Source organism: Streptomyces sp. NPDC007205, assembly GCF_040634095.1.
Lineage (GTDB): Bacteria > Actinomycetota > Actinomycetes > Streptomycetales > Streptomycetaceae > Streptomyces.
In genome coordinates this window covers 1-1,700 of sequence record NZ_JBEYEW010000168.1, presented here as the reverse complement: position 1 = coordinate 1,700, position 1,700 = coordinate 1, and the positions used below count along the sequence as shown (strand labels likewise).

Here is a 1,700-nt window from a genome sequence, read left to right as displayed (position 1 = left end):
GGTTCTGGCCGCAGTTCCGTGAAACTCATGGTCGAGTGAGTATCCGGATCCGGAGGAGCCGGAAGGACGCCCGGTTGTACATGCTCCTTTTGATCGTTTTCACTCTGTTCACGTTGCCCTCGACGACGCCGGAGCTCCATTCCAGGGTGAGGCCGGCGGTGACGGCATCGAGGTCTTGGCGGAGGAAGCCGGCGAAGCCGCGAACGGGTGCGGGGGCGTCCTGCTCGGCCTGGCAGATCCATTCCATCAGCAGGTGCCCGCGGCGGTGAGTGACGAGGTCGTGGAAGGTGCGGGCCAGGTCGCAGGCGCGGGTGATGTCCGGGCAGGCGAGCCGGACTTGGAGGAGTCGTTCCTCGTCCTTCGGCCGGAGGTCTTCCCGGCGGCACATGATCCACGAGGTGATCTTCCGGGGACTGGGGATGTCCGCGCGGACGGGTTCGGCGGTGCCGTCACGGAGGGCGGCGAAGTGCTTGCGGATGGCCTGGACGCTGCCGCGGTAGCCCTGTGCCCGGATCTCGGCAAGGACCTGAGGTGCGGTAACGCTGCCACCGGTATCGGTGAAACGCGCGGTGGCGTATGCCTTGAAGGGGGCGAGGACGCCGGCGGGGCGGCGGTCGCGGGCGGAGGCCAGGAGGATGTCGAGGTCGGTGTCGCGGAAGCGGCGCACGGTCTTGCGGTCCAGGTGGAGGCGGCGGGCGATGGCGCTGATGGTCCAGCCGGCGTTCACGAGCCGGTGGACGTCGGCGTGACGCTGCCGGGTCCGCTCGATGATCTGGGTGCGAGGCAGCTCTGCGGGCGGCAACTCGGTAACCGTGACGGTCGCTGTCACCGGCGTCTCGGTCTCCTCACCTGCGTGTTTCCGCAGGCAGGAGCGGTGTTGGTGGCAGGTCTTCTCCACGGCTGCACCGAGGTTCTGCAGCAGGTGCCACCGGTCGGCGACCTCCAGGACGTCCGGTGCGGCCTCCTTGATCGCCTTGCTGTAAGCGGTGGCACGGTCCCTGCAAATGACCTCGGCGCCGGGATGCGCGGTGAGCCAGGCGGCGAAGGTGTCGGACTCGCGGTCGGGCAGGACGTCGACGACGCGGCCTGATTCAACGTCGACCAGCAGCGTGCCGTACCGCTTGCCCTTCCGGAAGGCGAAGTCGTCGACACCGAGTACACGCGGCGGCTGTTCGGGGACGGCCGGCTCCGTGAGCAGGCCCAGCAGCCGGGTCCGGCCCGCCTTCAGCCGCAGCTGCCGGCACAGCCGTTGACCGGGACGACCACCGAGCTCGATGGCGACCGCATGCTGCCACTGCTTCAGTCCGAGGCTCGAGCGGCGGTAACGCTCGCTGAGCTGGGCGACCTGCTCGACGAACGTCCGCTTCGGACACCGGCCGCGGTCGCAGAAGAACCGCCGGACCCGTAACCGCACGGTCAGGCTCCGCCCGTTCACCGGTAGCCCGGCCAGGCCCCGCTCGTACGACGAATGCACCCTCGATGCCTGCGAGTTACACCCCGGACAACGTGGTGGCGGCCCGCACGCAACCGCCTCGACGACCAGCCCCTCGGCGGCCTCGGTGACGCGCGTCAACCGCACATTGAAACCGGAGAACAGAACATCAGCGAGCGATTCGACCCCCATGCGCAGGATGTCCCGCAGAGGAACGTTCCTGCATGCCGCCCCTGACCTGGGCATTCACGGAACTGCGGCCAGAACC

Annotated in this window: 1 protein-coding gene; it reads right to left on the bottom strand. The window is 68.7% G+C overall.

From position 1 onward, the window contains the following. Positions 1 to 25: 25 nt before the first annotated feature. Positions 26 to 1,624 carry an ISL3 family transposase gene (locus tag ABZ624_RS42975; RefSeq protein WP_360101197.1) on the bottom strand — a complete coding sequence of 533 codons (1,599 nt, stop codon included), beginning with the start codon at positions 1,622 to 1,624 and terminating at the stop codon, positions 26 to 28. Positions 1,625 to 1,700: the final 76 nt, after the last annotated feature.